The sequence below is a fragment of the Klebsiella sp. X1-16S-Nf21 genome (assembly GCF_002837615.1).
GTDB classification, from domain to species: Bacteria; Pseudomonadota; Gammaproteobacteria; order Enterobacterales; family Enterobacteriaceae; genus Klebsiella; species Klebsiella variicola.
Genome location: NZ_PJDK01000009.1, coordinates 14,584 through 39,053, shown reverse-complemented (window position 1 = coordinate 39,053; position 24,470 = coordinate 14,584). Strand labels below are relative to the sequence as shown.

22 protein-coding genes are annotated in these 24,470 nt (G+C 60.5%); 7 read left to right on the top strand and 15 right to left on the bottom strand.

Annotated elements, in window-relative coordinates:
* Nucleotides 1–80: 80 nt before the first annotated feature.
* The 4 genes from CW267_RS06480 to syd form a co-directional block, all read right to left on the bottom strand.
* Nucleotides 81–524, bottom strand: coding sequence for a flavodoxin (locus CW267_RS06480; protein ID WP_008806253.1), 444 nt, complete (start codon nt 522–524; stop codon nt 81–83).
* 4 nt (nt 525–528) lie between these two features.
* Nucleotides 529–1,323: a tRNA pseudouridine(65) synthase TruC gene (gene truC / locus CW267_RS06475; RefSeq protein WP_008806254.1), complete on the bottom strand. Its 795-nt coding sequence runs from the start codon at nt 1,321–1,323 to the stop codon at nt 529–531.
* A complete protein-coding gene (locus CW267_RS06470) occupies nt 1,323–1,652 on the bottom strand; it encodes a YqcC family protein (RefSeq protein WP_008806255.1) in 330 nt (109 codons plus the stop codon). The genes truC and CW267_RS06470 overlap by 1 nt, the downstream gene beginning before the upstream one ends.
* 632 nt (nt 1,653–2,284) lie before the next feature.
* On the bottom strand, nt 2,285–2,830 hold the full coding sequence (gene syd, locus CW267_RS06465; protein ID WP_060619900.1) for a SecY-interacting protein: 546 nt from the start codon (nt 2,828–2,830) through the stop codon (nt 2,285–2,287).
* Between the two features lie 68 nt (nt 2,831–2,898).
* Here syd and queF point away from each other — a divergent pair, with 68 nt between their 5' ends.
* From queF to CW267_RS06440, 5 genes are all read left to right on the top strand, one after another.
* Nucleotides 2,899–3,744 carry an NADPH-dependent 7-cyano-7-deazaguanine reductase QueF gene (queF, locus tag CW267_RS06460; RefSeq protein ID WP_008806257.1) on the top strand — a complete coding sequence of 282 codons (846 nt, stop codon included), beginning with the start codon at nt 2,899–2,901 and terminating at the stop codon, nt 3,742–3,744.
* A gap of 111 nt (nt 3,745–3,855) precedes the next feature.
* Entirely contained in the window at nt 3,856–5,223 is a 1,368-nt protein-coding gene (gene ppnN, locus CW267_RS06455) for a nucleotide 5'-monophosphate nucleosidase PpnN (protein ID WP_008806258.1), read from the top strand.
* Between the two features lie 509 nt (nt 5,224–5,732).
* Nucleotides 5,733–7,022, top strand: a complete 1,290-nt coding sequence (locus tag CW267_RS06450; protein ID WP_032731171.1) for an HAAAP family serine/threonine permease — start codon at nt 5,733–5,735, stop codon at nt 7,020–7,022.
* A 65-nt stretch (nt 7,023–7,087) separates the two neighbouring features.
* Complete coding sequence (locus CW267_RS06445; protein WP_012540721.1) at nt 7,088–8,455, top strand: L-serine ammonia-lyase; 1,368 nt, start codon at nt 7,088–7,090, stop codon at nt 8,453–8,455.
* Between the two features lie 138 nt (nt 8,456–8,593).
* Nucleotides 8,594–9,535: an aliphatic sulfonate ABC transporter substrate-binding protein gene (locus CW267_RS06440; protein WP_002915261.1), complete on the top strand. Its 942-nt coding sequence runs from the start codon at nt 8,594–8,596 to the stop codon at nt 9,533–9,535.
* 45 nt (nt 9,536–9,580) lie between these two features.
* On the opposite strand, the gene CW267_RS06435 is transcribed toward CW267_RS06440, so the two are convergent.
* The 9 genes from CW267_RS06435 to CW267_RS30400 all read right to left on the bottom strand — a co-directional run bounded on the left by CW267_RS06435 (nt 9,581) and on the right by CW267_RS30400 (nt 19,309).
* The gene (locus CW267_RS06435; RefSeq protein ID WP_016161727.1) at nt 9,581–10,804 is read right to left on the bottom strand and encodes an acyl-CoA dehydrogenase family protein; all 1,224 of its coding nucleotides are present in this window, start codon (nt 10,802–10,804) and stop codon (nt 9,581–9,583) included.
* Between the two features lie 10 nt (nt 10,805–10,814).
* Entirely contained in the window at nt 10,815–12,236 is a 1,422-nt protein-coding gene (locus tag CW267_RS06430) for an MFS transporter (protein WP_004151071.1), read from the bottom strand.
* Nucleotides 12,237–12,429: 193 nt separating this feature from the next.
* Complete coding sequence (locus tag CW267_RS06420; protein WP_008806262.1) at nt 12,430–13,308, bottom strand: MetQ/NlpA family ABC transporter substrate-binding protein; 879 nt, start codon at nt 13,306–13,308, stop codon at nt 12,430–12,432.
* Nucleotides 13,305–14,003, bottom strand: a complete 699-nt coding sequence (locus tag CW267_RS06415; protein WP_008806263.1) for a methionine ABC transporter permease — start codon at nt 14,001–14,003, stop codon at nt 13,305–13,307. Before CW267_RS06415 ends, CW267_RS06420 begins: the two co-directional genes overlap by 4 nt.
* Nucleotides 14,000–15,022, bottom strand: a complete 1,023-nt coding sequence (locus CW267_RS06410) for a methionine ABC transporter ATP-binding protein (RefSeq protein WP_004174621.1) — start codon at nt 15,020–15,022, stop codon at nt 14,000–14,002. The genes CW267_RS06415 and CW267_RS06410 overlap by 4 nt, the downstream gene beginning before the upstream one ends.
* On the bottom strand, nt 15,019–16,425 hold the full coding sequence (locus CW267_RS06405) for an LLM class flavin-dependent oxidoreductase (protein WP_080930421.1): 1,407 nt from the start codon (nt 16,423–16,425) through the stop codon (nt 15,019–15,021). Before CW267_RS06405 ends, CW267_RS06410 begins: the two co-directional genes overlap by 4 nt.
* A 73-nt stretch (nt 16,426–16,498) precedes the next feature.
* The gene (locus CW267_RS06400) at nt 16,499–17,896 is read right to left on the bottom strand and encodes an FAD/NAD(P)-binding protein (protein WP_032733730.1); all 1,398 of its coding nucleotides are present in this window, start codon (nt 17,894–17,896) and stop codon (nt 16,499–16,501) included.
* 46 nt (nt 17,897–17,942) lie between these two features.
* On the bottom strand, nt 17,943–19,115 hold the full coding sequence (ssuD, locus tag CW267_RS06395) for an FMNH2-dependent alkanesulfonate monooxygenase (protein ID WP_008806267.1): 1,173 nt from the start codon (nt 19,113–19,115) through the stop codon (nt 17,943–17,945).
* 77 nt (nt 19,116–19,192) lie between these two features.
* Nucleotides 19,193–19,309 (bottom strand): hypothetical protein, encoded by a 117-nt coding sequence (locus tag CW267_RS30400; RefSeq protein ID WP_046882366.1) that lies wholly within the window; start codon nt 19,307–19,309, stop codon nt 19,193–19,195.
* Nucleotides 19,310–19,386: 77 nt separating this feature from the next.
* On the opposite strand from CW267_RS30400, the gene CW267_RS06390 reads away from it, so the two are divergent.
* Together CW267_RS06390 and xni are read left to right on the top strand one after the other, a co-directional pair.
* On the top strand, nt 19,387–21,330 hold the full coding sequence (locus tag CW267_RS06390; protein WP_100781404.1) for a sigma-54-dependent Fis family transcriptional regulator: 1,944 nt from the start codon (nt 19,387–19,389) through the stop codon (nt 21,328–21,330).
* A 96-nt stretch (nt 21,331–21,426) separates the two neighbouring features.
* Nucleotides 21,427–22,182 carry a flap endonuclease Xni gene (gene xni / locus CW267_RS06385; RefSeq protein ID WP_004142871.1) on the top strand — a complete coding sequence of 252 codons (756 nt, stop codon included), beginning with the start codon at nt 21,427–21,429 and terminating at the stop codon, nt 22,180–22,182.
* A gap of 70 nt (nt 22,183–22,252) precedes the next feature.
* Here xni and fucO read toward each other — a convergent pair whose 3' ends face one another.
* Together fucO and fucA are read right to left on the bottom strand one after the other, a co-directional pair.
* Complete coding sequence (gene fucO / locus CW267_RS06380; protein ID WP_100781405.1) at nt 22,253–23,401, bottom strand: lactaldehyde reductase; 1,149 nt, start codon at nt 23,399–23,401, stop codon at nt 22,253–22,255.
* A gap of 27 nt (nt 23,402–23,428) precedes the next feature.
* On the bottom strand, nt 23,429–24,076 hold the full coding sequence (fucA, locus tag CW267_RS06375; protein WP_008806270.1) for an L-fuculose-phosphate aldolase: 648 nt from the start codon (nt 24,074–24,076) through the stop codon (nt 23,429–23,431).
* Nucleotides 24,077–24,470 lie beyond the last annotated feature (394 nt).

Below are 24,470 nucleotides of genomic sequence, written 5' to 3'. Positions count from 1 at the left end.
CGCGCTACCATTTTGACGTCCGCGTATCTGGCCGCGACGTATTGAAAGAGCGCCCTCTGCGTAGGGAGAGGGCAGCGCTTTTATTCGAGCAGGGTGGCCCACTGCTCAACCCACGGATTGGAGACGCTCTCCGGCTCCGGGTCTTCGCTGGCGTCAATCTTCAGCATCTCGCCGATGCGCTTCGCGCCCTGCTCCTGCAGTAGCTGGTCGAACTTCAGCCCGCCGCCGCAAAAGTTAGCATAGGTGCTGTCGCCGAGCGCGATAATGCCGTAGCGCAGATGGGGCTGATACATATCTTTCATCCCCTCATACAGCGGAACAATGCTGTCCGGCAGATCGCCCTGCCCGGTGGTGGAGGTGACCACCAGCACATATTTACCCGTATAGGATTCCCAGTCGTTGACCTGCGGATCCTCGTACACGGTTGCCTTGTGTCCCAGTCCGCTGAGGATCGCTTCCGCTTCTTCCGCGACCAGCAGCGAGTTGCCGTACATGGTGCCGACAAAAATTCCGACTTCCGCCATGCTATTATCTCCCTGGATTGACCTTATTCCCTTCATCCTGACCGCAGTCGTCGGCAAACTCAACCCTTTCATTTAGCGGGAGAAGCCCGCGCCAGCCAAACTGCGACAGGGCGCGCATCCAGACCTCGTCAAAACCAGCGCGCAGGGTCAGAGGCTCGCCGGTAAACGGATGGGTTAACGACAGCTCGCTGGCGTGCAGCATCAGGCGGTGACAGCCGAAATGTTCTGCGGCGCTGCGGTTTTGCCGCAGATCGCCGTGCTTGCTGTCGCCAAGGATCGGATGACGCAGATGAGCAAGATGACGGCGCAGCTGGTGCTTGCGGCCGGTTTTCGGCTCCAGTTCCACCAGCCCGTAGCGCGTGGTGGGATAACGCCCGGTTGCCACCGGCATCTCTACCGTCGCCAGGCCTCGGTAGTGGGTCACCGCCGGCTGCGGATCTTTGTCCTCACGAGCAAATTTATCGGCGATTTTATCCAGCTCTTCCACCAGCGGGTAATCCAGCAGCGCTTCGTCCATCAGCCAGCCGCGGACGATCGCATGGTAGCGCTTCTGGATCTGATGCTGTTCAAATTGCTGCGCCAGCAGGCGGCCCGCCTCGCTCGACAGCCCCATCAGCAGGACGCCGGAGGTGGGCCGGTCGAGACGATGAGCGGTAAAAACGTGCTGGCCAATCTGGTCGCGCACGGTCTGCATCACCACCACTTTCTCGTCGCGATCGAGCCAGCTGCGATGCACTAGCCAGCCCGAGGGTTTATTGACCGCCACCAGCCAGTCGTCCTGGTAGATAATCTCCAGCATCAGGCCTGCTCACCGGCAAACAGCGCGTCTAACAGCAGAAGTTCCGCCAGCATGGATTCGCGGACCGGGTGGGCCTGATCCAGAGCCATCTCGTAATAAGGCGCAACGGCAAAATTTTGCGGCAGCGGCTGACCGCTCTCCAGCAGCTGGTGCATACGCGGGATCAGGACCCACTGCAGCCACTCCAGCGGCTCCAGGGTATCCAGGCAAAACGGCTTATCGCTGGCGAAGGCGCTGCTGTCCGGCGCCGTCGCCTGCCAGTGCTCTGTTTCGCGCAGCAGGGCTTCAATGGCGCGCAGGCGATCGCGCACGCTATCGTGAAGAGTCATGGGGAAACCTCGATGAGTTAAAAACCGGGCGCAGGATAGCAAATCCGCAGAAGAAATAAAAAAAGGGAGCACTGTATAAACAGTGCTCCCGGTTCGTTTTGCAGCATTCCCGCTACATTGGTGCTCCCTGCTCGTCCTTGAAAACTTTTCCTGAGGTCTCCTGACCAATGTTCATCCATAAACTCGCGCATCCTGCTTTCACACCACCCCGATGCGAAATGACTTATCCTTAAGTTTGTCCCGATCTTCCTGATCCACCGTTCATCCTGAGCGGCTCTCGTTCTCCATCCTGGAGGTGTCCATTACGCGTTCCTGCGTTATCCTTGCTTCATCCTGAAGCCTGTCCTTGCAACGCCATCCTGGCGGGTCCTGCAGAAGCGCCATCATCCTGATGTTCGCTTCATTTCGCGACTTCCTGTCGACAGACATAGGATCACTGATTCTGCCTCGTCTTACAACCCTTCTTGAGACAATCTCTTAAGATTAGTCCCCACTCAAAAGGACGAAAAAATTAAGATCTGATTTGATACCAATGACTTATAAAAAAAAGAAGGGATTAAATTTGCCTTAAATGATGACGATCTCTTACAGGTTTTGTAAGAGATCTCTCACAAACGACCAGGTAGACTGGATTACAGAACCGGCTCAAGGTGGCTGAGGAAACTCGCAAGCGAGGGGGAAAGCATGATGCGTTTGGCGGTGCCGAGGGTCTCTTTGATCACCTCGCCGCTGAGATTACAGACGGAAATCACATCCCGTTCACTCTCGAGGGTGGCGATAAACAGCGTCGGCGCCAGCTTCAAGCGCTTCTGTACCACCAGGTGCCCGATTAAGTTTTCCTGCACCCGCTGGAAATCCTCTTCACTCCAGGTCTGCAGCAGCGTCAGCGTTTCGTCGGCAAACCGGCCGGTCATGTCGCCGGCAAACTGAGTGGTATAATAAGAATGAAGCGGCTGTTGTACCACAATATCCAGGGCGCGTTCAACCGCGCTGATATTTTGCGCCAGCGAAAACGGCTGCGGCTGCCAGAATACGGCCTCGCCTTGGGTATCAACGACGCAAGGCGACGGAACGCCGTAAAGCTCTTCACTGCGCGGCAGGCTGTTGCGCTGTTGCTGCCAGGCGGCGCAGTAACGTTGGGTAAAAGCGCGCAGCGCTTCTGCGGTCTGATGGTCCACCGGTTTCTCTCTTCACGTTAGACAGGATACACTGGAGAGATAGTGTACCCGCTTTACTATGGTGAAACATGTCTTCTTACGATAATCATCAGGCGCTGGCCGGCCTGACGCTCGGTAAATCAACCGATTACCGCGATACTTATGACGCCTCGCTGCTGCAGGGCGTCCCGCGCAGCCTTAACCGCGATCCGCTGGGCCTGCATGCCGATAACCTGCCGTTCCACGGCGCCGATATCTGGACGCTGTACGAACTCTCCTGGCTGAACGGCAAAGGCCTGCCGCAGGTGGCCGTCGGCCACGTCGAACTCCCCGACACCAGCGTCAATCTGGTGGAGTCAAAAAGCTTTAAGCTCTATCTCAACAGCTTTAACCAGACGCGTTTCGCCAGCTGGCAGGACGTTGCAGAGACGCTGACCCGCGATCTGAGCGCCTGCGCGCAGGGCGAGGTCAAGGTGGCGCTGTATCGGCTGGATGAACTGGAAGGCCAGCCGATTGCCCACCTGCACGGCGCCTGCATCGACGATCAGGATATCGAGATCGATAACTATCAGTTCAGCACCGACTATCTGCAGGGCGCCGCCAGCGGCAAAATCGTGGAAGAGACGCTGGTCAGCCATCTGCTGAAATCCAACTGCCTGATCACCCACCAGCCGGACTGGGGCTCGGTACAGATCCAGTATCGGGGGGCGAAAATCGACCGCGAGCAGCTCCTGCGCTATCTGGTCTCATTCCGCCATCATAACGAATTCCATGAGCAGTGCGTCGAGCGCATCTTTAACGATATTCTCCGTTTCTGCCAGCCGGAATCGCTTTCCGTTTACGCCCGCTATACGCGACGCGGCGGTCTGGATATCAACCCCTGGCGCAGCAACGGCGACTTTTCCCCCGCCACTGGCCGCCTCGCCCGACAATAATAAATAATTTCACAATATGCGTGCGTTTAGGCGCGCGCAAGGTTGTGGAAACGCCGCTCGCAGGGCTATTGTAATCACAGGAAGACCATAAGCGTCCTGTAAGGAGTTCACTTGATTACACATGTTAGCCCGCTTGGTTCAATGGATATGCTGTCGCAGCTGGAAGTGGATATGCTTAAGCGCACCGCCAGCAGTGACCTGTATCAACTCTTTCGCAACTGCTCGCTTGCTGTGCTCAACTCGGGGAGCCTGACCGATAACAGCAAGGAGCTGCTCTCCCGTTTTGAAAACTTCGATATTAACGTGCTGCGTCGCGAACGTGGCGTGAAGCTGGAACTGATCAACCCGCCGGAAGAGGCTTTCGTTGACGGGCGTATTATCCGTTCCCTGCAGGCCAACCTGTTCGCCGTGCTGCGCGATATCCTGTTCGTTTACGGCCAGATCCACAATACCGTTCGCTTCCCGAACCTCGATCTGGAAAGTTCGGTCCATATCACCAACCTGGTGTTTTCGATCCTGCGCAACGCCCGCGCGCTGCACGTCGGCGAAGCACCGAACATGATCGTCTGCTGGGGCGGTCACTCCATTAATGAAAACGAATATCTCTACGCCCGCCGCGTCGGTACGCAGTTGGGACTGCGCGAACTGAACATCTGCACCGGCTGCGGGCCTGGCGCAATGGAGGCCCCGATGAAAGGCGCCGCCGTCGGCCACGCGCAGCAGCGCTACAAAGACAGCCGCTTTATCGGCATGACCGAACCGTCCATCATTGCCGCAGAACCGCCGAACCCGCTGGTCAACGAACTGATCATCATGCCGGATATCGAAAAGCGTCTGGAAGCCTTCGTGCGCATCGCCCACGGGATCATTATCTTCCCGGGCGGCGTCGGCACTGCCGAAGAGCTGCTCTATCTGCTGGGTATTCTGATGCATCCGGAGAACAAAGCGCAGGTGCTGCCGCTGATCCTCACCGGACCGAAAGAGAGCGCCGACTACTTCCGCGTGCTGGACGAGTTTATCACCCATACTCTGGGCGAGTCCGCCCGTCGTCACTATCGGATCATCATCGACGATCCGGCGGAAGTGGCGCGGCAGATGAAAAAAGCGATGCCGCTGGTGAAAGAGAGCCGTCGCGAGACCGATGACGCCTACAGCTTCAACTGGTCGATTCGCATCTCGCCGGACCTGCAGATGCCGTTTGATCCGACCCATGAAAACATGGCCAATCTCAAGCTCTCCCCGGACCAACCGGTGGAAGTGCTGGCCGCCGACCTGCGTCGCGCCTTCTCCGGGATTGTCGCGGGTAACGTCAAAGAGGTGGGCATCCAGGCCATTGAGCAGTACGGTCCTTACAAGCTGCATGGCGATCCGGAGATGATGCGCCGGATGGACGATCTGCTGCAGGGCTTCGTCGCCCAGCATCGTATGAAACTGCCGGGCGGCACCGCCTATATTCCTTGCTACGAAATCATCGCCTGATTTCTCACTCTCCCGCCGGGGTATCTTCTGCAGCCTGCCCCCGGCGGGCTCTCTTCCTCTGACTTCCAGAACGCGCTAAAAACCTTTCTGTTATTATTCAGTCACCTGAATCATTTCTACATAGCCAATCGTTTGCGTTGGTAAAAACTGCGACAATTATCACTGCAAAAAATGGTTTTAAGCGCAAAAACGTCGACTACATCTCTTTTTTACAGTAAATCCCTCGTTATTACGCCGCTCCGCTTTTATCTCATATGCTGCAAATGGTAGCCTGCGCGCCACAAATCGCTGGCTGATCACCAGAAACAGGCTGTTGGACTAAAAATACGCACATTGAAAGTGGATTATTGCATTTGAGATCGCGATCACTGATGCATAAACCATATAAATGTATCTTTCCGGCCCAATTATTACGGAGAAAATTTCTAAAAAAACCGTAATTAAACGAATTTCATGTTACGCAATTGTATTTGTTCATTAGATTTTGTTGATTCCTCCAGGAGATACAGATGGAAACCACTCAAACCAGCACCATCGTTTCGGGCGAAACCCGCAGCGGATGGCGTAAAACCGACACCATGTGGATGCTGGGCCTGTACGGTACAGCGATCGGCGCGGGCGTCTTGTTCCTGCCGATCAACGCCGGCGTCGGCGGCATGATCCCCCTGATTATCATGGCGATTCTGGCCTTCCCGATGACCTTCTTCGCTCACCGCGGTATGACTCGCTTCGTCCTCTCCGGGAAAAACCCGGGCGAAGACATCACCGAAGTGGTGGAAGAACACTTCGGCGTAGGCGCAGGGAAGCTGATTACCCTGCTCTACTTCTTCGCTATCTACCCGATCCTGCTGGTGTACAGCGTGGCGATCACTAACACCGTCGAAACCTTCATGTCGCACCAGCTGCACATGACGCCGCCGCCGCGCGCCATTCTGTCGCTGATCCTGATCGTCGGCATGATGACCATCGTGCGTTTCGGTGAGCAGATGATTGTGAAAGCGATGAGCATCCTGGTGTTCCCGTTCGTTATCGCCCTGATGATTCTGGCGCTGTACCTGATCCCGCAGTGGAACGGCGCGGCGCTGGAGACGCTCTCCCTGAGCAGCGCCTCCGCAACCGGCAATGGCCTGCTGATGACCCTGTGGCTGGCGATCCCGGTGATGGTCTTCTCCTTCAACCACTCGCCGATCATCTCCTCCTTCGCGGTGGCCAAGCGTGAAGAGTACGGCGCAGGCGCCGAGAAGAAATGCTCCAGCATCCTGGCACGCGCTCACATTATGATGGTGCTGACCGTGATGTTCTTCGTATTCAGCTGCGTCCTGAGCCTCTCTCCGGCGGACCTGGCGGCGGCGAAAGAGCAGAACATCTCGATTCTGTCTTACCTGGCAAACCACTTTAACGCGCCGGTTATCGCCTGGATGGCACCGATCATCGCGATGATCGCCATCACCAAATCCTTCCTCGGCCACTATCTGGGCGCCCGCGAAGGCTTTAACGGCATGGTGATTAAATCCCTGCGCAGTAAAGGCAAATCTATCGAAGTCAACAAACTGAACAAGCTGACCGCGCTGTTCATGCTGGTGACCACCTGGATTGTGGCGACGCTGAACCCGAGCATCCTCGGGATGATCGAGACCCTTGGCGGCCCGATTATCGCGATGATCCTGTTCCTGATGCCGATGTACGCGATTCAGAAAGTGCCGGCGATGCGTAAATACAGCGGCCATATCAGCAACGTCTTCGTGGTGATTATGGGTCTGATTGCCATCTCCGCGATCTTCTACTCGCTGTTCAGCTAATTCAGTCAATACCTCCCCCCGCGCCGCTTAACGGCGGCGCGCTTTCCGACAGCACGGGAATACATATGATCAGCGTATTCGATATCTTTAAAATCGGCATTGGCCCTTCCAGCTCCCATACCGTTGGACCGATGAAAGCGGGCAAACAATTCACTGACGATCTGATCGCACGCGGCCTGCTGGCCGACGTCAGCAAAGTCGTCGTCGACGTCTATGGCTCCCTCTCCCTGACCGGTAAAGGCCACCATACCGACATCGCGATTATCATGGGACTCGCCGGCAACCTGCCGGACACCGTCGACATCGACGCCATTCCGGGCTTTATTCAGGACGTTAACACCCATGGCCGCCTGATGCTGGCCAACGGTCAGCACGAAGTGGACTTCCCGGTCGATCAGTGCATGAATTTCCATGCCGACAACCTGTCGCTGCATGAGAACGGCATGCGCATTACCGCCCTGGCCGGTGACAAGGTGATCTACAGCCAGACGTATTACTCTATCGGCGGCGGCTTTATCGTCGACGAAGCGCACTTCGGCCAGATCGCCGATGCGCCGGTTGCGGTTCCTTACCCTTATAAAAACGCCGCCGACCTGCAGCGTCACTGCCGTGAAACCGGGCTGTCGCTCTCTGGGCTGATGATGCAGAACGAACTGGCGCTGCACAGCAAAGAAGCGCTGGAGCAACACTTTGCCGCGGTATGGGAAGTGATGAGCGCCGGTATCGAACGCGGCATCACCACCGAAGGCGTTCTGCCGGGCAAACTGCGCGTGCCGCGCCGGGCCGCCGCGCTGCGCCGCATGCTGGTGAGTCAGGACACCACCAACAGCGATCCGATGGCGGTGGTCGACTGGATCAATATGTTCGCCCTGGCGGTGAACGAAGAGAACGCCGCCGGTGGCCGGGTCGTTACCGCGCCAACCAACGGCGCCTGCGGTATCGTGCCGGCGGTGCTGGCCTACTATGACAAGTTTATCCGCAAGGTGAACAGCAACTCTCTGGCCCGCTATATGCTGGTCGCCAGCGCGATTGGTTCGCTGTATAAGATGAACGCATCAATCTCCGGCGCCGAAGTCGGCTGTCAGGGTGAAGTGGGCGTCGCCTGCTCGATGGCGGCGGCCGGTCTGGCGGAACTGCTGGGCGGTAGCCCGGGTCAGGTGTGCATCGCGGCAGAGATCGCCATGGAGCATAACCTCGGCCTGACCTGCGACCCGGTTGCCGGCCAGGTGCAGGTACCGTGCATCGAACGCAACGCTATCGCCGCCGTGAAAGCGGTCAACGCCGCGCGAATGGCGCTGCGCCGGACCAGCGAGCCGCGCGTCTGCCTCGATAAAGTGATCGAGACCATGTACGAAACCGGTAAAGACATGAACGCCAAGTACCGGGAAACCTCTCGCGGTGGCCTGGCGATGAAGATCGTCGCCTGCGATTAATCCTCAGACCCGGCACGCGTCGGCGTGTCGGGTCATCGTCCTGAACAACTCTTTTTGTTATATCAATAAAATTTTAGTTATTTAATGGTTATAAGCGCTGTTTGTTACCTTACGCAAAACCGCTAAGGAGAACAGACAATGTCCAACCGATTCCGCCCCGCTTGGCTGCTGGTCCTCGCCGCCCTCTCTACCTCCGCGCTGGCCAAAGCGCCGGAAACCGTCAACATCGGCTATCAAAAGGCGAATATCTTCGCGCTGCTGAAGTATCGCGGCACGCTGGATGAGAGCCTGAAAAAACAGGGTATTGCCGTACGCTGGGTCGAATTCCCCGCCGGACCGCAAATGCTGGAGGGGCTGAACGTCGGTAGTATCGATCTGGCCGCGACCGGCGATGCGCCTCCGGCCTTTGCCCAGGCGGCGCAAGCCGATCTGGTCTACCTTGCCCATTCCCCCGCTAACCCGAAAACGGAAGCGATTGTGGTGCCTGAACAGTCGGCAATCCACAGCGTGGCCGACCTGAAGGGCAAGCGCGTGGGGTTGAACAAGGGGTCTGACGTCAACTACCTGCTGGTTGCCGCACTGGAAAAAGCGGGCCTCAGCTATAAAGACATCACCCCGGTCTATCTGCCGCCGGCGGATGCCCGCGCCGCTTTCCAGCGCGGGGCGATTGATGCGTGGGTGATCTGGGATCCGTTCCTCGCAGAAGTGGAAACCAACGCGAAAGCCCGACAGATCCGCAATGCCGAGGGGCTGGTGCCGCACTACACCTTCTATCTCGCCAGCCGCAAGTTTGCAGATACCTACCCGGAGACAGCAAAGCAGGTGGTGGATGAACTGGGTAAACTCAGCGCGTGGGCGAACAGCCATCAGGACGAGGCCGCCGGGCTGCTGTCGACCTCAACCGGACTGGATAAAGCCATCTGGCTGAAGACCCTGGCCCGCCTGCCCTACGGTGCCGAACGCATGACCCCGGCGGTGTATAACGAACAGCAGGCGCTGGCGGATACCTTTACGCGCATCGGCCTGCTGCCGGTGAAAGTCGACGTGCGCAGCGCCACCTGGTCGCTGGATAAACCTTGATTTTCCTGACGACGGGAAGCACTGCGCCTCCCGTCGCCGACAGGCTTACCCCGCCGTTTTCTCACCATTGCCTATCTGCCAGATAAAGGTGGGCGCTTCACCGTTCACCAGCCAGTTACCGATATTACGTGCCTTATAAATCACCGGATTATGCGAGGCGACCGTCCGCGCATTGCGCCAGTGGCGATCCAGCGCAAGGCGAGTTCGCGTATCCGACGCCCCGAGGGCATTAAACAGCTCCGTCGCCGCCCGCGGGATCCAGTCGCTGGCGATCACCTGCGCCTGCGCCGCTTCCACTTCCGCCAGCTGGTTACGCCGGGCAATCAATGCTTCGTCGTCGCTGACGTGCGCCACATAGGCCTGCTGCAGCGATTCCGCGGCCTGCAGGACCGCGGCCCGGGTCGCCCATGCCCAGCTGCTGATCTGCCCAACGACCTGCAGAACCTGAGCGTCATCGCGCGGCACGGCGGCGTTGCCGTGGCTGTACATCCGGGAGCGATGTTTGACGCCCTGCGCGGCATCCCGCTCAACCGCCAGGCCAATGCCCGCGAGGGTCGCCAGCAGCACATGCTGGTAGAAGGCGGTCTGATAGCGAAAGCGCTGGGCAAAATCATAGACATGTTCGGTTTCCACCCGAGCGCCGGTAAAGCGGGTGGTCCCGCTGCCGGTCAGCCGCTGGCCAAAGCCATCCCAGTCATCTTCCCGCGCCACGCCGGTCTGCTGGGTGCTGACCAGGGCTATCACATCGCCGGCGGTATCACTGCGCCGGGCAAACACATCGATCCAGTCGGCGTACAGCGCGCCGGTGCTGTAAAATTTCTCGCCGTCGAGTCGCCAGCCGCCCTCTGTCGGCGTCACTCTGGTGTTCACCTCTCCCAGCTTAACCGCGCCGATCTCCGTCCAGCCGCTGCCCACCAGCTCACCGTCGAGGAAGCGACGAAACCAGCGGTCGCGCCCGGCGGAATCCGGCTGATTCAGCTGATCTTCCACAAAGGCAAAGTGCGCGCGCAGGGCCTGCGGCAGGTTAGAGTCCGCTTGCGCCAGCTCGATCAGCAGCGCGCTGAGCTGCGGCAGCGAAGCGCCCCAGCCGCCCTTCTCGCGCGGGATACGCAGCGTGCCGAAGCCCGCTTCTTTCAGCCAGCGGATCGGCTCATCGGGCAGAATGCGCTGCTGTTCGCGCTCCGCAGCGCCCTGGGCGATACGGGTGAATATCGGGCGGAAGGCGGCCGCCAGCGCGTCATAATCGGTGCCAGTGGAGAGCAGGGTCATTGTCAGTTCCTTATTCATGGAGTGCGTCGATATCTTCTCGCGTCGGTTCATGACGGACCGCCAGCAGGAAGAAAATGGGAATAATGGCGGCAAGCGAGACCACCCAGAACATCTGCGTGCCGAGGGAGGCCTGCAGCAGCGGCAGAATAAACAACGCCAGCGCGCTGCCGATCCCGGAGAGCGCCCGGCTGAAACCGACCCCGGTGGCGCGAATGGCAGTAGGATAGGAGAGCGCCGGGTAGATCATCAGCTGCGCCCCCGGGCCAAACCCTTCGGCGAACAGCCACAGCCCCAGCATCGCGATAGCCAGCACGATACCTGCCGTCGCGTGCGGTTGCCCCACCAGCGCCAGCACAATCAGCGCCACAAACTGCAGGGCGAAGCCGGCTATCGCCACATGACGCGAAGGATATTTCCACGCCAGATGCATACCGAGCAGCCCGCCGGTAAAAGCAAACAGGGCGTTCAGCCCCAGCGATGCCGAAATAGTTTCGAAGACGCCAGCCCCGAGGAACTGGGCAAGAATTGACGGCAGGAAAAAGGCAATCGCCGTGTACTCGAAGGAGATACAGATATTCATCACCCCGGCGACGATAGTCCGCTCACGGTAGGGTTTTTCGAACAGCACGCGGAAGCTCACTTTCGGCGCGGGCGCGGGCTTCGCCGCCGGGACCTCATGGGCATGGATCCCCCAGGAGTCGCGTAAAATACGCACTGCAGAGGTCAGATCGCCCTGGTTCGCCGCCCACAGCGGGGATTCATTCATAAATCGACTGCGGACGGCAATAATCAGCAGTGCCGGCACGGCGCCGAACAGCAGGGAGGCGCGCCACAGCCAGTCAAGATGCTCCTGCGGCAGCAGGAAATAGAGGCCGAAGATAATGAGAAAGCAGACGGTTGAGGCGGCGTACCACATCGGGCACCACGCCGCGAGGCGAGCCGCTTTGTTGCCTTTGCCGGCAAAGCGGGAAAACTCGGCCAGATAGGACATCGCTACCGGCAGGTCGATGCCAACGCCGATGCCCATCAGGAAGCGGGCGCCAATCAACACCCAGACGTTCGGCGCCAGCCCGGCGGCGATAGCCGAAATCACGAAAAAGAACATATCGGCCATAAAAACCGAATAGCGACCATATTTATCGGTCAGCCAGCCGCCGATAATATTGCCGACGATAGTCCCGACCATAATGGACGAAGTCACCAGGCCGGTCAGCAGCGGTGAGAGCTGAAATTCACGTACAACGTCATCAATACCGTAGGAGAGCGTGGTTAAGTCATATGCGTCGAGAAAAACGCCCCCCAGCGCGAGGAAGACAATCATCCGCGCATATTTCGCTTGTTCCTTGCCGGAATTAATTAGCCGCGCCACATCCCCGACGCTACTGACCGGTACCGAAGCGATACCGGGATTATCCACTGGTAATGTACTCATTTTTTCACCTTATTATTTTGTGCAGGTCATCAGCGGTTATAGACCGCGCGCGACGAGAATCAAAACAACAAATCATTCTATAAAAATCAATATAATCAATAAGTTAATAAATATTACCAGCACAAAAAGGACGCGCTTTCGCGCATCCTCAAGGGAAATAAATAACAACGAAAATAGACGTCGTGCAGGACGCTTATTCCGCGGACACTGGAACTAATACGTCTTTTACCAGCGGGTCATCGGTGGTTTGTAACCACGTCTGGATCCGCGGGTCAGAAAAAGCCTGTTTTAATTTGACGATATTTTCCTGCGATAAATACGGTGTACCAATCACTAATTGCGAAGCAAAGGTGCGCGGCGCCGGCGGGAATAATATGCCTTTCTCACGCGGCACTTTCCCGGCGTCAAATTGCGAGACATAGCCGATGGCGGCATCCACCGAATTTAACGCCCGCGGCATGGTCAGCAGATCCAGCTCTTTAAAGACAAACTGATGCGGGTTACCGACAATATTTTTCAGCTTCGCCGTACGCGGCTCCACCGCCGGGTCGAGCGAGATCAACCCAATGCGCTGGAGCAGCCACAGGGCCTGCCCCTGATTGGCGCCATCGTCAGGCACGACAATGGTCGCGCCGTTGGGCAACGCCTGTACCGACGAGTAGCGGTCGGAATAGATGCCAAACGCCCACTGGAACACCGGCACCGTGGTCGACAGCGCAAAGCCGTTAGCGTCCACCACCTGTTTAAGCCACCACTGATGCTGATAGATCGTCCCGGCATACTGTCCTTCCGCTACCGCGCGGTCAGCCTGGACCGGATCCTGCACCCCCACCGCCTCCAGTTTCAGACCGTAATCGGGCGCAATATGCTGATTAATATACTCAATGATCCGCTGCTCGCCGGCCATCGCCGGCTCGTAGTGAATTTTTAACGTGCTGCCGAAGACCACCTGCTGGCTTTGGGTATGTCCCCGCCACCACCAGAAGGCGATGGCGAGCAGGATAATTACCGCCAGCGCCGCCAGCCAGGGCCAGCGCCGCGCTTTACGTAACTCAAATTGCTCTGTTGTCATACAAGGTTCCCCTGCGTGTGGCGTAAACGGTTGACCAGACGGTCACCCAAAAATTGAATCAACTGGATCGTGGCGATCAGGGCAACGATCGTCGCGATCATGATGTGGTTGTCGAAGCGCTGATAGCCGTACACCACGGCCAGGTAGCCGATGCCGCCGGCGCCGATGGTCCCGGCGATAGCCGAATACTCAATCATCGAGACCAGGTTTAGCGTCACCGCCGCCACCAGCGCGGGCAAGGCTTCACTGAGCTGCGCGCTGGCAATGATTTGCCAGCGCGACCCGCCGCAGACGACCCCCACTGCGGTGACCTCCGCCGGCAACTCGCGCAGCGCGTTCTCCACCAGACGGCCAAAGAACGGGACGCCGGCGGCGATCATCGGCACCACCGCGGCGGGGATGCCAATCGTGGTGCCGGTCAGCCAGTATGTGAACGGGATAATGGCGGCCATCAGCACCAGAAACGGCAGCGAACGTCCCATATTGACCACCCAGTTCAGCAGTCGGTACAGCAGTGCGTGCGGAAATAAGCCCCGCGGCGAGGCGTTAAACAACACCACCCCCACCAGCCCTCCCAGCGTGACGACAAACAGCATCACAATGGCCACCATCAGCCAGGTTTCGCCATAGGCGGGGAGCAGCAGCGAAGGGATTTCGCCCCAGGGGGTATCCTGACTGATGACTGTCGGTTTCATACCGCCTCCCTGAGCAACGGCGCGCTGTCGAGGATCTCCGCCGTTATGCCGAGCTGCGCCAGAAGGCCCTGCAGTCGCGCGGGCGACAGGCGTTCGCCCTGAAAGCGCACTCCGGCCTGCAGGCGACCGGCCAGCCGACCATTGATCACCTCGACGTGACCGCCAAGGAGATCGATCTGCAGCGCCCACTGCTGGCTCAGGCGGCTGATCCAGTCGGTGGCCACCGGCACATCCCAGCGGTAGCTCAGACGCAGCAGAAGATCGCTGTGGGTCGCTGCCGCCGGCGTCAGCGGCAACAACTGCTGGCCGAGCAGAGAATCGGGGCGCGCCAGCAGATCTTCGATCCGCCCGTACTGGACGATCGTCCCGTCGCGGATCTCCGCCACCGCATCCGCCGCCGTGCGCACCGCGTCCATTTCATGGGTGATCAGGACGATCGCCAGCTGGTACTCGTCACGCAGCCGCTTGAGCAGAGCCAGCACCGAGGCCGTGGCCTGAGGATCGAGGCCGGAGGTGGCTTCATCCGCCAGCAGAACGGACGGGCGCAGCGCCAGCGCGCGGGCAATGCCGATCCGCTGGCGCTGGCCGCCTGAGAGCTGGGCCGGCCAGGCATCGGCTTTGTGGCTCAGGCCGACGCTCTCCAGCAGCTCGCCAACCCGCGCCTTGATATCGCGCTCCACCACACCCAGCCACGCCAGCGGCAGGGCGACATTCTCCCAGGCGGTCCTGCGGCTCAACAGCGCCGAAGACTGGAAAACGGTGCCAATCGCCCGCCGTTCCCGGCGCAGCGCCTCGCCGGACAGCGCCGACAGATCCTGGCCATTGATACGAATGCTGCCGCTGTCCGGTTGCTCCAGCAGGCTGATGCAGCGCGCCAGGGTTGATTTACCGGCGCCGCTCGGCCCCACCACCGCGGTGATGGAGCGCTCAGGCACCTGCAGCGACAGCCCTTTCAGCACCGCGCTGAGCCGGCCATCCGCCGTGCGGTAACTTTTATGCAGGTCATCGATAGCGATCATGTCACCTTCTCCTCTACCGATGCCGCCGTGCGCGCATCGCGGCGGTAGCTGGCGCCCGGGTGAGGCGCGGCCAGACGCGGGCCGGCGCCGAACAGTTTTTCGCGCAGGGTCCCCTCGCGGTACTCCTGCTTAAAGACGCCGCGCTTTTGCAGCTCAGGCACCAGCAGCTCGATGACGTCGCGGAAGGTTTCGTGAGTGACGGCATAGGCGAGGTTAAAGCCATCGACGTCCGTCTCTTCGACCCAGGACTGCAGTTCGTCCGCCACGGTTTGCGCGCTGCCAACCACCAGCGGACCGAAGCCGCCGATCCCCGCCCAATCGGCCAGGGCCTGCACCGTCCACTGGCGGTTCGGATCAGCGGTCGAAAAGGCCTCCACCGCCGACTGAATGGCGTTGGTGTGCAGATACTTCAGCACCTGATCCGGCTGATACTGGCCGAAATCGATCCCCGTCCAGCCGGAGAGCAGCGCCAGCGCGCCTTCATAGCTGACGTACTGCTTATATTCCTGCCACTTCGCCTGCGCCTCGCGGTCGGTGTCGCCGACAATCACCGTCTGCAGGTTGAAGATCAGGATGCTGTGCGGATCTCGCCCCGCCTCAGCTGCCCGGCGGCGAATATCCGCCACCGTCTTCTTCAGCAGCACCTTCGACGGCGCTGCGACGAAGACGCATTCGGCATGGCCGGCGGCGAACTGTTTGCCGCGGCTGGACGCCCCCGCCTGATACAGCACCGGCGTGCGCTGCGGGGATGGCTCGCAGAGGTGGATCCCCGGCACGGAAAAGAACTGTCCCTGATGGTTAATGGGATGGATTTTCCGCGGATCGCTGAAGATCTTCCGCTCTCTGTCGCGCAGCACCGCCCCGTCCTCCCAGCTTCCCTCCAGCAGTTTGTAGATCACCTGCAAATACTCATCGGCATAGTCATAGCGGGTGTCATGGTCGGTCTGAGTCTGCTGGCCGATATTGCGCGCCCCGCTCTCCAGATAGGAGGTGACGATATTCCAGCCCACCCGCCCTTTGGTCAGATGATCGAGCGTCGACAGACGACGAGCGAAGGGGTAAGGATGCTCAAACGACAGCGAGGCGGTCAGGCCGAAGCCCAGATGCTCCGTCACCAGCGCCATCGGGGTGATCAGTGCCAGCGGATCGTTGACCGGAACCTGCGTCGCCTGGCGGATCGCCGCGTCGCCGCTGCCGTTCAGTACGTCATAGATCCCCAGCACGTCGGCGATAAACAGCCCGTCGAACTTGCCGCGCTCCAGCAGCCGCGCCAGATCCACCCAGTACTCCAGATCTTTATACTGCCAGGAGCGATCCCGGGGATGCGCCCACAGGCCCGGCGACTGATGGCCGACGCAGTTCATATCGAAAGCGTTAAGACGAATTTCACGTTGTGATGACATAGCTATCTCCATAGCGCGGCCCGTCGCCGGGGCGCACGCGGCAAAATGAATCAGGGAAAAGAAAGAGAGGAATTCAGTACGCAGGACATCGGGAGTCCTGCGGGATCCCGAGCGTGAGTAACGCTTGCGCCGCCACGTCAGCGGCATGGTCGGCTACCTGCGGCAGGCCCATCAGTTCGCCAAAACGCCCGCGGGCGGCCGGACCGGCCACCAGCACCGGCAGCGCCTCAACGTGCGGCTCAGCCACTGCCCGGGAACGGCTGTCCACCTCCAGGCCCATGCCGAGGGCATCGGCGCGAATCAGGCCGCGGCGGGCGAGGTCCTGTAAAAATGGCTGGCTGTCGGTCAGGGCGCGGTGTGCGGGTCCGGTCGTCAGGATCAGATGATTGACGCTCAGGGTTTGCACACCGCCGCCGCGCCGCGCCAGCGTCAGACGCAGCGTTTCGCCTTCACCGCTTATCGACAGTAGCCTGGCCGCCTGCACCTGCAGACTGCCCGTGCGCTGGCGCGCCTCCAGCACCTCGGCGACCTGCGGCGCCACGCGGTAGCGGTGGACATCCCAGTAATGGCGCAGATGGCGCAGAAAACGCTGGCGATCGGCGACGCTGAGCGCCTGCCAGATCCGCTGCCCCTGCTGACGAACCGCATCCAGCACCACCTGCCAGCTCAGGCCCTGCTGCGCCGCATACGCGACATCGAGGCGGATCTGACGCAGGCGCTGACGCAGGTTGCCCTGCTGATAGTCGCCGGGCCAGGTTGTCCCTGCGCCGCTAAGGTTGCCGCGCGACAGCAGGCCGTGGCGCGAAAAGGCGACGATACTGCCGCGGTGGCCCAGCCGGTCCAGCGTCGCGACCGTATCGGCCATGGTTAATCCGGTGCCCATCACCGCCACCCGGGCGTGCGGGGCGATGGCATCGAGCGCGCCGGGCTGCCACGGGTTGGCAATCAGCGCCGGATGATGACGCCAGGCTTCGGCCTGCGGCGGCAGCGAAGGCGGTGGATGACTGATCGCCAGCACCAGCAGATCGGCCTTAAGCTGCAGGCCGCCGTCGGTGGTCACCGTCCCCTGATGAAAAGCGAGCGCCCGATCGCGAAGGTGGCGAAGCCGTCCGCCGCTGGACGCCACGGCGTCGGCAAAACGCTGCGCCACATAGCGACCAAACTGGCCGCGCTGAGGGTAGACGGAACCGTCCGGGCGCAGCGCCTGCACATCGACGGCAAAGGCAGGCTGATGGCGGTACCAGCGATCAAAGGCGCCCTCTTCGTCGCCGGCCAGCTGCATGCGAGCGGCCGGAACGTTAATCCGGTGCGTCGGCTCCGCAGTGGAGTAGGCCACCCCGGCCCCGGGGGACTGGCGCGGCTCCAGCAGCGTCACGCGCACCCCGTTCGGCGCCAGGCGCAGCAGCTCAATCGCCACCGCCGCGCCGCTAAAGCCGCCGCCGATAATCACGATATGCGGTTCTGCACTCATCGCTGCCCTCCTCCGGTATGCTGTCTCATGGTCGCGCTCCGGGCCATCAGCTGGCGCTAACCTGGCGCACCGGGCGCTTATCGCCGCCGATGGTTTCGCCAAACGGACCGGTGTTCACGCTGCGCGCCTTCGACGAGGCCGCGTTTTCCAGCGGCAACAGAGGCATCACCAGCTCAGCAAAGCGGTGCGCTTCTTCCAGATGTGGGTAGCCGGAGAAGATAAAGTTGCTGATGCCGAGCGCCTGATATTCGCGGATGCGTTCCGCTACCTGCTGCGGATTACCTACCAGCGCGGTACCCGCGCCGCCGCGCACCAGTCCGACGCCGGCCCACAGATTGGGCGCAATGCGCAGATTATCGCGCGACCCCTGATGCAGGGCGCTCATCCGCGCCTGGCCGGCCGAGTCCATGCGGGCGAAGATCTTTTGCGCCTGGGCAATGGTATCGTCGTCAAGATGGGCGATCAGCCGGTCGGCGGCGGCCCATGCCTCTTCTTCCGTTTCGCGCACAATGACGTGCAGACGAATGCCGTACTGCAGGGTGCGTCCGCGGGCCGCGGCGCGCTCGCGCACCACCGCCAGCTTCTCCGCCACCAGTTCCGGGGGTTCGCCCCAGGTCAGATAGCTGTCGATCTGCTCGGCCGCCACATCAATGGCCGCCTCAGAAGAGCCGCCGAAATAGAGCGGCGGGCCATTCTCCTGTACCGGCGGGAACAGCACTTCAGCACCTTCCACGTGAATATGCTCGCCGTGATAGTCCACTTTTTCCCCGCGCAGCAGGCGGGTGTAAACATCAAGAAATTCGCGGGTCACCTGATAGCGCTCGCTGTGGCTGAGGAAGATACCGTCGCCTTTGTTTTCCACCGGGTCGCCGCCGGTAACGACGTTGATCAGCAGCCGACCTTCCGATAAACGGTCGAGGGTGGCCGCCATCCGTGCCGCCAGGGTTGGCGGCTGCAGGCCCGGCCTGACCGCCACCAGATAGCGCAGACGGCGGGTCAACGGCGCCAGCGCCGAGGCCACCAGCCACGAATCTTCACAGCTTTTACCGGTGGGGATCAGCACGCCGTAGTAGCCCAGACTGTCGGCCGCCAACGCCACCTGCTGCAGATAAGGTAAATCGACCGGGCGTCCACCCTCGGTGGTACCCAGATAACGGCCATCGCCATGGGTAGGTAAGAACCAGAAGACATTGATCTTGTCGGGAGCTTGCTGCGTCATTATCTATTTCCTATATAACCATATCCGATATTTATCGAAGAGATGTTTTAATTTGGTTATATGAGTGTTAGCGATAATCATGCCAATGGTGAATAAAAAATTAATCTTTTAAAATCAATGCACTGAAAACGGCTTCGCCGCGCCACGCTGTTGCAAATCGCGCAGCCGCCGCGCATCCGCTGGCGCATTTGCAACAGCCGCGGACCTTCCCCCTCTGGTTTCTGCGGCCGCCGCAGGATAAGTTCAGAGCGTCAACGATCGGAGGCCCGCTATGCTGAACCCAGAATCCCCTTCCACCGCTCCCGCGCTGATCGACCCGGCGTCGAAGGCCTTCCAGAGCCTGCTGGACAAGCTCGCGCCAACGGAGGCGACCGTGCTGATCGTGGGCGAAACCGGCACCGGCAAGGAGGTGGTGGCCCGCTATCTCCATCATCACAGCGCCCGTCGCCAGCAGCCGTTTCTGGCGGTCAACTGCGGCGCGCTGACAGAGAGCCTCGCCGAAGCCGAACTGTTCGGCCATGAGAAAGGCGCCTTCACCGGCGCGCAGCAGGGACAGCCCGGCTGGTTTGAAGCCGCGGAAGGGGGGACGCTGCTGTTGGACGAGATCGGCGAATTAAGCCTGCCGCTGCAGGTCAAGCTGCTGCGAGTGCTGCAGGAGCGTGAAATTACCCGCGTCGGCTCACGCAAAGCGATTAAAGTGAATGTCCGGGTGATTGCCGCCACCCACGTCGACCTGGCCCAGGCGATCCGCGAGCGCCGCTTTCGCGAGGATCTCTACTATCGACTGAATATCGCGGTGGTGCCGCTGCCGCCGCTGCGCCAGCGTCGGCAGGATATCCCGCTGCTGGCGCACCACTTTTTATCACTCTACGCCCGGCGCCTCGGGCGGCCAACCCTGCGTCTGGCGCCGGAATCACTGGCCCGGCTGATGGACTATTCGTGGCCGGGCAATATTCGCGAGCTGGAAAACACCCTGCACAACGCGGTGCTCCTCAGTAAAGAAGAGGAGATCAGTCCTGCCCAGCTGCGCCTGGCGACGCTCAACGACGCCCCGGCGCCGGCGAGCGATCATGAACTGGACGACTTTATTCGCCACCAGCTGGCGCTTCCCGGCGAGCCGCTGTGGCAGCGAGTGACCAGCGCCCTGATTCGCCACGCCATGGCGCATTGCGACGATAACCAGAGCCAGGCGGCCGCGCTGTTGGGGATCAGCCGGCATACCTTGCGCACCCAGCTCGCTAACCTCGGGTTGATCAAAAGCCGCCGCCGTCCGCCTGCGCCGCCGCGGGCGTTCGCCAGCGCGGCCGGGGCCGATCGCGAACTGCGCATTGGCTACCAGCGCTTCGGCAGTCTCGGGATCCTGAAAGCCCGCCAGAGTCTGGAAACCGCCTTCGCCAGCCTCGGCGTCAACGTGCTGTGGAGTGAGTTTCCTGCCGGACCGCAGCTCCTCCACGCCCTCGCCTGCAACGAGATCGACTTCGGCACCACCGGGGAAGCGCCGCCGGTGTTTGCCCAGGCCAGCAATAGCGAACTGATGTACGTCGCATGGGAGCCGCCGGCGCCGCGCAGCGTGGCGATGGTCGTCCCGCAGGAGAGCGACATTCGCCAGCTCAGCGATCTGCGCGGTAAACGCATCGCCCTCAATAAGGGGTCGAATGTCCACTGGCTGCTGCTGCAGATCCTCGAGGACGCCGGCCTGGGTCTGAACGACGTGCGGGTGGTCTATACCCCGCCGAAATATCCGCTGACCGCCAGCGACTACCTGGCGGTTGACGCCTGGATGATGTGGGACCCGCTGCTCAGCGACGCCGAACACACCGGCGAGCTGCGGGTGGTCGCCAGCGGCGAAGGACGAGTCAACAACCATCAGTTTTATCTTTCGCGACGGGACTACCTCGCTCAGCATGGCGATATCATGCGCCGTCTGTTGACGGAGCTGACCCACACCGGGCAGTTTATCGACTCGCATCGTGGCGAAGCGGCCCGCTTACTCTCGGCAGAGCTGGGGATTGACGCCCGGTCGCTGAGCATGGCCCTCGCCCGCCGCAGCCATCGCCCGCGGCCGATGGATCTGTCGGTGATCCGCGCCCAGCAGACCATCGCCGATCGCTTTTACGCCCTCGGGCTTATCGCCAAACCGGTCCCGGTGCGCGAAGCGGTGTGGTACGGCGAACCCGCGCCGGGCGTCATCAGCCCGCTGATGGCGGTCAGTTAGCGAAATTTGCGCGTTATCTTCCTGATTGTTCAGGCGCAGATAGCCTCGATCCGATGGCGATGTTACCCTAAAGACGCTGAGAATAAGGGGGTATCTGTGGCTGTTCATCTGTTAATCGTCGACGCGTTAAATCTGATCCGCCGCATCCATGCGGTGCAGGGTTCGCCCTGCGTCGATACCTGCCTGCATGCGCTGGAGCAGCTGATCGTCCACAGTCAGCCCACCCACGCGGTGGCGGTGTTCGATGATGAGGATCGCGCCCACGGCTGGCGCCACCAGCGCCTGCCAGAGTACAAAGCCGGCCGCGCGCCGATGCCGGAGACGCTGGTGGCCGAGATGCCAGCGCTGCGGGCGGCCTTCGAACAGCGGGGGATCCGCTGCTGGGCCTCGCCGGGCAGCGAAGCGGACGACCTCGCCGCCACCCTGGCGGTAAAGGTGGCCCAGGCGGGCCATCAAGCCACCATTGTCTCCACCGACAAAGGCTACTGTCAGTTGCTGTCGCCCACCATCCGCATCCGCGACTACTTTCAGAAGCGCTGGCTGGATGCGCCCTTTATCGCCAGCGAGTTCGGCGTCACCCCAGAGCAGCTAGCGGATTACTGGGGGCTGGCGGGGATCAGCAGCTCGAAGGTGCCGGGCGTGGCGGGCATTGGACCCAAAAGCGCCGCCCAGCTGTTGAACGAGTTTCAGGACCTGGAGGGGCTGTACGCCCGTCTGGCCGAGGTCCCGGAGAAGTGGCGCAAAAAACTGGCCGCGCATCAGGAGATGGCCTTCACCTGCCGGGAAGTGGCCCGCCTGCAGACCGACCTCCAGCTGGATGGCAATCTGCAGCAGCTGCGGCTGACGCGCTAACCATCGTTAAGAGGTGCGCCGGTGCAGGGTAACTGCCTCCGGCACTGCCTGCTTTACCCGGGCCAGGCAATCACCAGGCCGCCTGATATAACCCGACGATATCGGCCAGGCTCGCCTCACGCGGGTTACCGCCGGTACACACATCCTCCAGCGCCGCCTGCGCCAGCGCCGGAATATCCTCTTTCCTGACGCCCACCTCGCGCAGATGGCCGGGAATACCGACATCGCGGTTTAGCTGGCAGACCGCCTCCACTGCCGCCTGGCGCGCGGCAGTCAGGCTTAACGCTTCCACCCTGACGCCCATCGACCGGGCGATATCGCGATATTTTTCCCCCGTCGCCTCAGCATTAAAGCGCATCACGTGCGGCAAAAGGATGGCATTCGCCACGCCGTGCGGCGTGTTGTAAAAAGCGCCGAGCGGATGCGCCATGCCGTGCACCAGCCCGAGCCCGACGTTGGAAAATCCCATCCCCGCGACGTACTGGCCCAGCGCCATGGCTTCGCCCGCGCCGGCATCCCCGGCAACCGAGCCGCGCAGCGCCCCGGCAATGATCTCGATGGCCTTGAGGTGCAGCGCATCAGTCAAAGCCCAGGCGCCGCGGGTGAGATATCCTTCGATAGCGTGCGTCAGGGCGTCCACGCCGGTGGCCGCCTTCAGCGCCGGCGGCATGGCGTCCATCATATCGGCATCGATAAAGGCCACCTGCGGGATATCATGCGGATCGACGCAGACGAACTTACGCCGCTGTTCTTCATCGGTGATGACATAGTTAATCGTCACCTCCGCCGCGGTACCCGCGGTGGTCGGCACCGCGAAGATCGGCACGCTGGGCTGACGGGTGGGCGACAGCCCCTCGAGGCTACGGACATCGGCGAATTCCGGGTTACGCTGAATAATACCGATCGCCTTACAGGTATCCTGCGGCGAACCGCCGCCGATGGCGATCAGGTAATCCGCCCCGCTGCGCTGAAAGGCCTGCAGCCCCTGCTGGACCACGGCAATGGTCGGGTTAGGGATCACGTCGCTGAACATATCCCATGCCAGCCCGGCGGCATCCAGTTTATCAGTGACTTTCGCCGCCACGCCGCACCGGGTGAGGGTGCTGTCGGTGACGATCAATGCTTTGCGATAGCCGCGCCGCGCCACTTCATCGGTTAATGCGTTTATCGCCCCCCGGCCAAACCACGCCGTTTCGTTGAGGATCATTCGGTTTGCCATCGCGTCTCTCCTGTTAGCGTTGCGGCATCACTCTTCAATACGTAATCCGTAGGTTTTGAACTTCTCCAGCACGATGGCGATCGCCTCGTCATCCAGCACCGGTACCGGGTCGATAATCGCCAGCGTGCTGAGATAGAGCTGGGCCAGGACTTCCACTTCATGCGCCAGCCAGAGCGCTTTCTCCAGGCTGGCCTCGCAGGCGATCAGGCCATGATGCTGCAGCAGCGTGGCTTTGCGGTGCTTCAGCGCTACCGCGACATGCTCAGACAGCTCGCGGGTGCCGAAGGTGGCATAGGGCGCGCAGGGGATCGAATTCCCGCCGGCCGCGGCGATCATATAGTGGATGGCCGGGATGGGCCGGTTGAGGATCGACACCGCCGTACAATGGACAGCGTGATTGTGGACCACCGCCTGGGCATCGGGCCGCGTCTGGTAGGCCGCCTGATGAAAACGCCATTCGCTGGAGGGCAGTTTTCCCTGCTCATGCTGGCCATCGGCATCAATAAAGACGATCTTGTCTTCCGTCAGCTTTTCATACGGGATACCGGTGGGGGTGATCAGCATTCCTCCCTGATAGCGCACGCTGACATTGCCGGCGGTCCCCTGATTTAACCCCAGGCGGGTCATTTCCAGGCAGGTATCGATAATCTGCCGGGCCAGTCTGTTTCTTTCCATTGCGTTCCTCTTTTGGTGACTCATCATCCGTCAACGGCAGGGCAACAGAAATATCGTCGGCTACCGTGGGATAAGGTGAATAATGGTCTTCATCATCAACCTGAATAATCGAAGGGGAATTTTCATGACTATATTTTGTGAGCCGCGTCAATTATTCCAGCATAAATAAAGGAATTATGCCGGTTAAGAGAGTGTTTAAAATGCCCGTTCTTAATAATATTTCATCAAGCGGGCATTTTATTTCTTTGTAACATTTGCCCGTTTTCCACGATATACATTCATTCGGTCATTAGCGTTGTGGTTTTGTGAATTTATTTTCTCAAACGGTCAGCGTTTTTGAAAAATTAAAGTGACAATTATCACATAAAATGGCCCGCAGATCGTTAAGTGTGAC

Bases quoted from the DNA above. Each gene is read 5' to 3' on its own strand.
- CW267_RS06480 (WP_008806253.1), bottom strand. From the start codon at position 524: ATGGCGGAAGTCGGAATTTTTGTCGGCACCATGTACGGCAACTCGCTG.
- truC (WP_008806254.1), bottom strand. From the start codon at position 1,323: ATGCTGGAGATTATCTACCAGGACGACTGGCTGGTGGCGGTCAATAAA.
- CW267_RS06470 (WP_008806255.1), bottom strand. From the start codon at position 1,652: ATGACTCTTCACGATAGCGTGCGCGATCGCCTGCGCGCCATTGAAGCC.
- queF (WP_008806257.1), top strand. From the start codon at position 2,899: ATGTCTTCTTACGATAATCATCAGGCGCTGGCCGGCCTGACGCTCGGT.
- CW267_RS06450 (WP_032731171.1), top strand. From the start codon at position 5,733: ATGGAAACCACTCAAACCAGCACCATCGTTTCGGGCGAAACCCGCAGC.
- CW267_RS06445 (WP_012540721.1), top strand. From the start codon at position 7,088: ATGATCAGCGTATTCGATATCTTTAAAATCGGCATTGGCCCTTCCAGC.
- CW267_RS06440 (WP_002915261.1), top strand. From the start codon at position 8,594: ATGTCCAACCGATTCCGCCCCGCTTGGCTGCTGGTCCTCGCCGCCCTC.
- CW267_RS06435 (WP_016161727.1), bottom strand. From the start codon at position 10,804: ATGACCCTGCTCTCCACTGGCACCGATTATGACGCGCTGGCGGCCGCC.
- CW267_RS06430 (WP_004151071.1), bottom strand. From the start codon at position 12,236: ATGAGTACATTACCAGTGGATAATCCCGGTATCGCTTCGGTACCGGTC.
- CW267_RS06420 (WP_008806262.1), bottom strand. From the start codon at position 13,308: ATGACAACAGAGCAATTTGAGTTACGTAAAGCGCGGCGCTGGCCCTGG.
- CW267_RS06415 (WP_008806263.1), bottom strand. From the start codon at position 14,003: ATGAAACCGACAGTCATCAGTCAGGATACCCCCTGGGGCGAAATCCCT.
- CW267_RS06410 (WP_004174621.1), bottom strand. From the start codon at position 15,022: ATGATCGCTATCGATGACCTGCATAAAAGTTACCGCACGGCGGATGGC.
- CW267_RS06405 (WP_080930421.1), bottom strand. From the start codon at position 16,425: ATGTCATCACAACGTGAAATTCGTCTTAACGCTTTCGATATGAACTGC.
- CW267_RS06400 (WP_032733730.1), bottom strand. From the start codon at position 17,896: ATGAGTGCAGAACCGCATATCGTGATTATCGGCGGCGGCTTTAGCGGC.
- ssuD (WP_008806267.1), bottom strand. From the start codon at position 19,115: ATGACGCAGCAAGCTCCCGACAAGATCAATGTCTTCTGGTTCTTACCT.
- CW267_RS06390 (WP_100781404.1), top strand. From the start codon at position 19,387: ATGCTGAACCCAGAATCCCCTTCCACCGCTCCCGCGCTGATCGACCCG.
- fucO (WP_100781405.1), bottom strand. From the start codon at position 23,401: ATGGCAAACCGAATGATCCTCAACGAAACGGCGTGGTTTGGCCGGGGG.
- fucA (WP_008806270.1), bottom strand. From the start codon at position 24,076: ATGGAAAGAAACAGACTGGCCCGGCAGATTATCGATACCTGCCTGGAA.